Here is a 6,453-nt window from a genome sequence, read left to right on the forward strand (position 1 = left end):
GACGTACGAGGACGCGAAAGCCCGCCTCGCCGCACTCTGCGGCGACTTCGACGTGGAACTGGAGACGCCAGCGACCGAACACCCGTCGTTCATTTCCGGCCGAACCGCCGCCGTCGTCATCGACGGCGAGGAAGTCGGTGTCGTCGGCGAACTTCACCCGAAGGTCATCGTCGAACACGACCTGGAACTGCCGGTGGCGGCGTTCGAGTTTGATTTGGCTGCGTTGCAGTAAGCACCACGACAGCAGTTACCCCATTTTTACGCGAGGCTGACGGAGTGTCGAGAGTTGCACGTGGTCTCCCCACCCTGAGATAACTTCGAGTAATTTCAAATTTCTCGTCATTCCTTTTGTGCATTTGGTGTGAGAACGATAGAAACCTTTAGGATGTAACTCGTCGCCAGTTCTTGTATGAACGATTATGAACTAACGCGCGAGACGCTGGCAGTCACCCACGGTGAGCGTGGACAGGCCCCTGCGCCCGGTGTGGAAGACGTCGTCGTCCCGCTTCACCTCTCGTCGACGTACTCGGTTCCCGACGTTGACCCCGACGCGGACCTCGAACTCCTCGACCCGGACGCGGGTGAGTATCTCTACTCGCGACTGTCGAATCCGACGCGAAACGCGCTGGAGCATCGGTTGGCGGCGCTCGAAGGTGCCGAACACGCCCTCGCGTTCGTCTCGGGGACGGCGGCCATCACGGCGACGATGACGGCGATGATTCGCCCCGGCGACCACATCGTCGCGTTCGAAGACCTCTACGGCGGGACGAAGACGATGCTCAACCGCCTGTTCGCCGAACGACTCGACGTGGACGTGACGTTCGTGGACGCGACGGACGTGGCCAACGTCGAAGACGCCATGCGTGACGAGACGCGTCTCATCTGGATGGAGACGCCGACGAACCCGCTCATGCACCTCTGTGACATCGAGGCTATCGCCGCCATCGCCGACGAGTGGGACACCATCTTCGGCGTGGACAACACGTTCCTCAGCCCGTACTTCCAGAACCCACTCTCGCTCGGTGCCGACGTCGTCGTCCACAGCACGACGAAGTACCTCAACGGCCACTCCGACTCCATCGGCGGTGCCGTCGTCACCAACCGCGACGACATCATGGACGAACTCGCGTTCCTCCAGCGTGTCGGCATGGGGTCGATGCTCTCGCCGTTCGACTCCTACCTGACCCTCCGCGGTATCAAGACGCTCCCGCTTCGGATGCGCCAACACGAGGAGAACGCGATGGAGATTGCGCGCTTCCTCGAATCTCACGACGCCGTCACCCGTGTCCTCTACCCCGGCCTCGAATCCCACCCGCAGCACGAACTCGCTGCCCGGCAGCAGTCCGGGTACGGCGGGGTACTCTCGTTCGAACTCGACACCGACCTCGACGGCACGGCCGAGTTCCTCGGGCGCCTGCGCGAGTTCCCCCTCGCGGTCAGCCTCGGTGGTGTCGAGAGCCTCATCGAACATCCGGCGACGATGACGCACTCGCCGCTTGCCCAGACCGAACGTGACCGCCTCGGTATCTCGAACTCGCTGCTCCGCATGTCGGTGGGCGTCGAACACGTCGACGACTTGCTCGCCGACCTCGACGCGGCGCTGGCGTCGGTCTAATCGTTGCTGCGACGGTTTCTCGTCACCGCTCGCAGTCCGTTCGCTCGGACCGCTAACCGAGTTGTTTAACAGTCTACCCGGTGGTAGGTACGGCAACGCAATGCCGAGCGGAGAATACGACCCGGAAACCGTCGAGGCGAACTGGCAAGAGAGGTGGGTCGACGAAGACCTGTACGCGTACCCAGCGGGTGCTGTAGACCCCGACACCGTCTTCTCCATCGACTCGCCGCCGCCGACTGTCTCCGGGAGTCTTCACTGGGGCCACGTCTACGGCTTTACGCTCCAGGACTTCGTCGCCCGGTTCAACCGGATGCGCGGCAAGGACGTCTACTTCCCGTTCGGATACGACGACAACGGAATCGCGTCCGAACTCTTGACCGAGGACGAACTCGGAATCAAGCACCAGGACTACGAGCGACGCGAGTTCCAGAAACTCTGTCGCGAGGTCACCTCGAAGTACGAAGCGGAGTTCACCGAGAAGATGCAGAACCTCGGTATCTCCATCGACTGGGAGCAGACGTACCAGACCATCTCGCCCGAGGTCCAGCGCATCTCGCAACTCTCGTTCGTCGACCTCTACGAGAAGGACCGCCAGTACCGACAGCGCGCGCCCGCAATCTGGTGTCCCGAGTGTGAGACGGCTATCTCGCAAGTCGAGACCGAAGACGACGAACAGGGCTCGCACTTCCACGACATCGAGTTCGGTGTCGCCGACTCGGACGAGTCGTTCGTCATCTCTACCACGCGTCCCGAACTCCTCCCCGCGTGTGTCGCCGTCTTCGTCCACCCCGACGACGACGAGAACGAACACCTCGTCGGGCAGGAAGCGGAGGTTCCGCTGTTCGGCCAGCACGTTCCCATCCTCGAAGACGAGCGTGTCGACTTAGAGACCGGAACGGGTCTCGTCATGTGCTGTACTTTCGGTGACCAGACGGACATCGAGTGGTACCAGGCGCACGACCTGCCGCTTCGCGTCGCCATCGACGAATCCGGCACGATGACCGAGGTTGCGGACGACTACGCCGGTCTGTCTTCGGACGAGGCCCGCGAGAGTATCGTCTCGGACCTCGACGACGCCGGTGCACTCCTCGACAAACGCGCCATCACGCACACGGTCAACGTCCACGAGCGCTGTGGCACGAGCGTCGAGTTCCTCGTCAAAGACCAGTGGTACATCAAACTGCTCGACAAGCGTGAGGAGTACCTCGACGCGGGCGAGCAGATGGAGTGGTTCCCCGACAAGATGTTCACGCGGTACAAGAACTGGATCGAAGGACTCCAGTGGGACTGGGCGATTTCGCGCCAGCGCTCCTCTGGGATTCCGTTCCCGGTCTGGTACTGTGGCGACTGCGAACACGTCGTCGTCGCCGACCGTGCGGACCTGCCGGTCGACCCACTCTCGGACGACCCGCCGGTCGACACCTGTCCCGAGTGTGGCCACGACGAGTTCGTCGCCGAAGACGACGTCTTCGACACGTGGGCGACGTCGTCGCTCACGCCCCTCATCAACGCTGGGTGGGACTGGAACCCCGAGACCGAGGAGATGGAACTCGAACGCGACGAACTCTACCCGTTCGACATGCGCCCGCAGGGCCACGACATCATCTCCTTCTGGCTGTTCCACACCGTCGTCAAGTGCTACGAGCACACCGGCGAGGTGCCGTTCGACAGCGTGATGATAAACGGGATGGTCCTCGACGAGAACCGCGAGAAGATGTCGAAGTCCGTCGGCAACGTCGTCTCGCCCGACCAGGTCTTAGAGAAGTTCCCCGTCGACGCCGCCCGCTACTGGGCCGCCGGGAGCGCCGTCGGCGACGACCTGCCGTACCAAGAGAAGGGTCTCGTCGCGGGCGAGAAGTTGATGCGAAAGCTCTGGAACGCGTCGAAACTCGTCGAGAGCCTCACCGAAGACGCGCCCGAGGAGTTCGACCACGGCGAGTTGAAGACGCTCGACCGATGGCTTCTGGCCTCACTGGACCGCGAAATCGAGTACGCCACGGAGAAACTCGAGAACCGCGAGTTCTCGAAGGCCCGCGATAGCCTGCGGAGTTTCTTCTGGCACACGTTCTGTGACGACTACCTCGAAATCGCCAAACAGCGACTCCGAGAGGGCGACGACCCGTCGGCGGCCTACACGCTCCAGACCGCCCACCAGCGCTTCCTCGTCCTCTTCGCGCCCATCCTCGCGCACATCACCGAGGAACTCTGGCGCGACATGTACTCCGCAGAGAGCGTCCACGAGCAGTCGTGGCCCGACCCACTCGGCCTCGACGCCGACTTCGAGGCGGGCGAGACTGCCATGGCCGTCGTCGGTGCCCTGCGCAAGTACAAGAGCGACGCCCAACTCTCGATGAACGCCCCCGTCGAAGACGTCGAAGTCTACGGCAACGTCGATGGCTTCGAAGACGACATCAGCGGCGTGATGCACGTCGAGTCGCTGTCGTCGACCGACGAGGAACCGCCTATCGAGTCGGTCATCTCCGGCATCGACCTCGATTACGCTGTCGTCGGTCCCGAGTACGGCAGCAAGGTCCCGGACATCGAGGCGGCACTCGCACAGGACGACTACGAACTCGTCGGCGACGAACTCCACGTCGCGGGCGTCGAACTCGGCCCCGACATGTTCGAGGTCAACGAAGCGCGTACCTACACCGGCGAGGGTGAGTTCGTCGAGACTGAGGGCGCGCTCATCATCATCAAGAACTGAGCCGAAGTCGGTGGCGGTCCCACCACAGAAACTCCTCTTTTAGCGGTCTGCGCCAACTGCGTCTTCGATGCTGTCGAAGCCGTCGCGTTCGAGTCTGTCGAGGAGGCCGCGGTTGATGTCGCGGGCGATGGACGGCCCTTCGTAAACCATGCCCGTGTAGAGTTGGACCATCGAGGCTCCGGCGCGAATCTTCCGGTAGGCGCTGTCGGCGTCGGAGACACCGCCCACACCGACGATGGGTACGTCGGTTCGGTCGTCGATGAACCGAATCATCTCGGTGGCCGCGCCTTCGATGGGCTTTCCAGACAGACCGCCGCGTTCGGCCTGATTGGGGTTCTGGAGCGAGTCGGGCCGCGAGGTGGTCGTGTTGCTCGCGATGATACCGTCGAGCGAGAGGTCGTCGACGACTTCGAGTGCGTCTTCGACGGCGGGGTCCGGAAGGTCGGGTGAGAGTTTCACGAGCAGTGGGTCCGCGCCCGCGTCGACGAGTGTCCCGAGAATCGCTTCGAGGGAGTCGCGGTTCTGCAAGTCGCGGAAGCCCTCGCTGTTGGGACACGAGACGTTGACGACGAAGTAGTCAGCGCCGTCGGCGACGCGTTCGTAGGTGTACAGGTAGTCTTCGGGCGCGTCCTCGGTGGCCGTCACCTCGGAGAGGGCGAGGTTGACGCCGACGGGAACGTCCGGGTGCGGGCCCGCAGACAGGCGTGCGCCCACCGCGTCCGCGCCCTCGTTGTTGAGACCCATTCGGTTGATGAGTGCCTCGTCTTCGGGGAGGCGGAACATACGCGGGCGCGGGTTGCCCGACTGTGGTTTCGCCGTGACGCCACCGACTTCGACGTGGCCGAACCCGAGTGCCGCGAGGACGGTCGGAATCTCGGCGTTCTTGTCGAATCCGGCGGCGACGCCGACGGGGTTCGGGAAGTCGAGACCGAAGGCTGTCGTCTCGAGTCGTGGGTCTTCGACGTGGTAGCGTCGTTCGAGGAGTGTCTCGACGGGTGTCTCGCGGACCGACCGGAGTAGTCCGTGAATCGTCCCGTGTGCTGTCTCTGGTGGGAGCGAAAAGAGGAGTGGTTTGGCGAGGTGGTAGAGGTTCATGGCGGGAGTGTGTGCGGTCCGCTGTGGATGGGTGATTTTCGAGACGTCACGGCACACCTGTCGTTAGAAGTCGTGTTCGACCTGATCTGGGTCTGCTTTTTGGATGATTATCTTCCCGTCTCGAACGCGAACGAATACTTCGTCGCCGATCTCCATGCCGGCGACTGCGAGTTCGTCTTCGTGGAGGTTGACGTGGACGTTGTGATACTCGCCATTCTCGTCTTTGGCGCCACTCGGACTGAGCTTCTTTTTCCGGACCATCTGGGGGTCTATGCGTTGGTTCGCCGCAGGGAATACATAAGTGTTGTCTCCGTCATTCCTCGCGGACGCGACTTTCACCTCGATTCGAACGTTTTTCTCGTACAATTCTCGGCTCGTTGACGACTCTTCGCCGGGTTCATCTGGCGAGAGTATATAAGTATGGCCCCGTCGTCGGTCGAAAATCGGCGATATATTTATGATGTGCCATGTGGTTCAATGGCATAGAGGTGGAAAATCATGGTACGCGAGGACGGTAAACGGAATTTCGTGCTCCGAGAGGAGGACGGTACAGAGACGAGTGTTTTCTCAGGGAGTATGCCACGACAGGCAGCCCTCAAGGCTGCCCGACGACTCGACCCGGCAGACTCCGAAGAGGATGCACAAGACAGTGCGGTGGAGATTCGACTCCGAGAGAAGGGGACTGACAAGGTCCACATCTTCGACGCCTGGGCGTGGGAGAGCAGTGCTCCGGAGGACAAGCCCGGCTGGATGGAAGGCAGTATCACCAAAGGGAACGTCTCCAAGAAGGGAATCGAGCACCTCGACGAGTAGGACGACAGCGTTCACTTTCTTATCGCGCGCGGACACGCACGTACGAGCGACGAGTAACAGACCTCACCAGTCTGGTCGGCGGCCCACAGACAGACGCTGGAGACTGGCTGACTGACTGCCTCGCGAGTCGATACGTCTTTGACCACGGCACCGCCAGTTTCGCTTGCGCGACCAACACCCGGTCAGACCGTACGTACGACGCGGGGGATGAACGGCCGGCCTC

The 6,453-nt window shown here is 62.2% G+C and carries 5 protein-coding genes and 1 pseudogene; 4 read left to right on the plus strand and 2 right to left on the minus strand.

All coding sequences use genetic code 11. From position 1 onward, the window contains the following. The 3 genes and pseudogenes from AUR66_RS14835 to AUR66_RS14845 form a co-directional block, all read left to right on the plus strand. Positions 1-232, plus strand: a pseudogene (locus AUR66_RS14835) (phenylalanine--tRNA ligase subunit beta); the annotation flags it as partial. Between the two features lie 177 nt (positions 233-409). Then, a complete protein-coding gene (locus AUR66_RS14840; protein ID WP_058573053.1) occupies positions 410-1,615 on the plus strand; it encodes a trans-sulfuration enzyme family protein in 1,206 nt (401 codons plus the stop codon). Positions 1,616-1,715: 100 nt separating this feature from the next. Beyond that, the gene (locus AUR66_RS14845) at positions 1,716-4,322 is read left to right on the plus strand and encodes a valine--tRNA ligase (RefSeq protein ID WP_058573054.1); all 2,607 of its coding nucleotides are present in this window, start codon (positions 1,716-1,718) and stop codon (positions 4,320-4,322) included. Positions 4,323-4,361: 39 nt separating this feature from the next. Here the strand turns inward: AUR66_RS14845 and AUR66_RS14850 are convergent, their stop codons facing one another. Together AUR66_RS14850 and AUR66_RS14855 are read right to left on the minus strand one after the other, a co-directional pair. Continuing rightward, positions 4,362-5,417, minus strand: a complete 1,056-nt coding sequence (locus AUR66_RS14850; RefSeq protein ID WP_058573056.1) for a quinone-dependent dihydroorotate dehydrogenase — start codon at positions 5,415-5,417, stop codon at positions 4,362-4,364. Between the two features lie 63 nt (positions 5,418-5,480). Further along, the gene (locus tag AUR66_RS14855) at positions 5,481-5,678 is read right to left on the minus strand and encodes a hypothetical protein (RefSeq protein ID WP_004044784.1); all 198 of its coding nucleotides are present in this window, start codon (positions 5,676-5,678) and stop codon (positions 5,481-5,483) included. Positions 5,679-5,915: 237 nt separating this feature from the next. Between AUR66_RS14855 and AUR66_RS14860 the strand changes: the two genes are divergently transcribed. Further along, a complete protein-coding gene (locus AUR66_RS14860) occupies positions 5,916-6,230 on the plus strand; it encodes a non-histone chromosomal MC1 family protein (protein WP_058573055.1) in 315 nt (104 codons plus the stop codon). Positions 6,231-6,453: the final 223 nt, after the last annotated feature.

This window comes from Haloferax profundi, from assembly GCF_001469865.1.
Taxonomy (GTDB): domain Archaea; phylum Halobacteriota; class Halobacteria; order Halobacteriales; family Haloferacaceae; genus Haloferax; species Haloferax profundi.

Coding starts and splice junctions, on each gene's coding strand:
- AUR66_RS14840 (WP_058573053.1), top strand. CDS start 410: ATGAACGATTATGAACTAACGCGCGAGACGCTGGCAGTCACCCACGGT.
- AUR66_RS14845 (WP_058573054.1), top strand. CDS start 1,716: ATGCCGAGCGGAGAATACGACCCGGAAACCGTCGAGGCGAACTGGCAA.
- AUR66_RS14850 (WP_058573056.1), bottom strand. CDS start 5,417: ATGAACCTCTACCACCTCGCCAAACCACTCCTCTTTTCGCTCCCACCA.
- AUR66_RS14855 (WP_004044784.1), bottom strand. CDS start 5,678: ATGGTCCGGAAAAAGAAGCTCAGTCCGAGTGGCGCCAAAGACGAGAAT.
- AUR66_RS14860 (WP_058573055.1), top strand. CDS start 5,916: ATGGTACGCGAGGACGGTAAACGGAATTTCGTGCTCCGAGAGGAGGAC.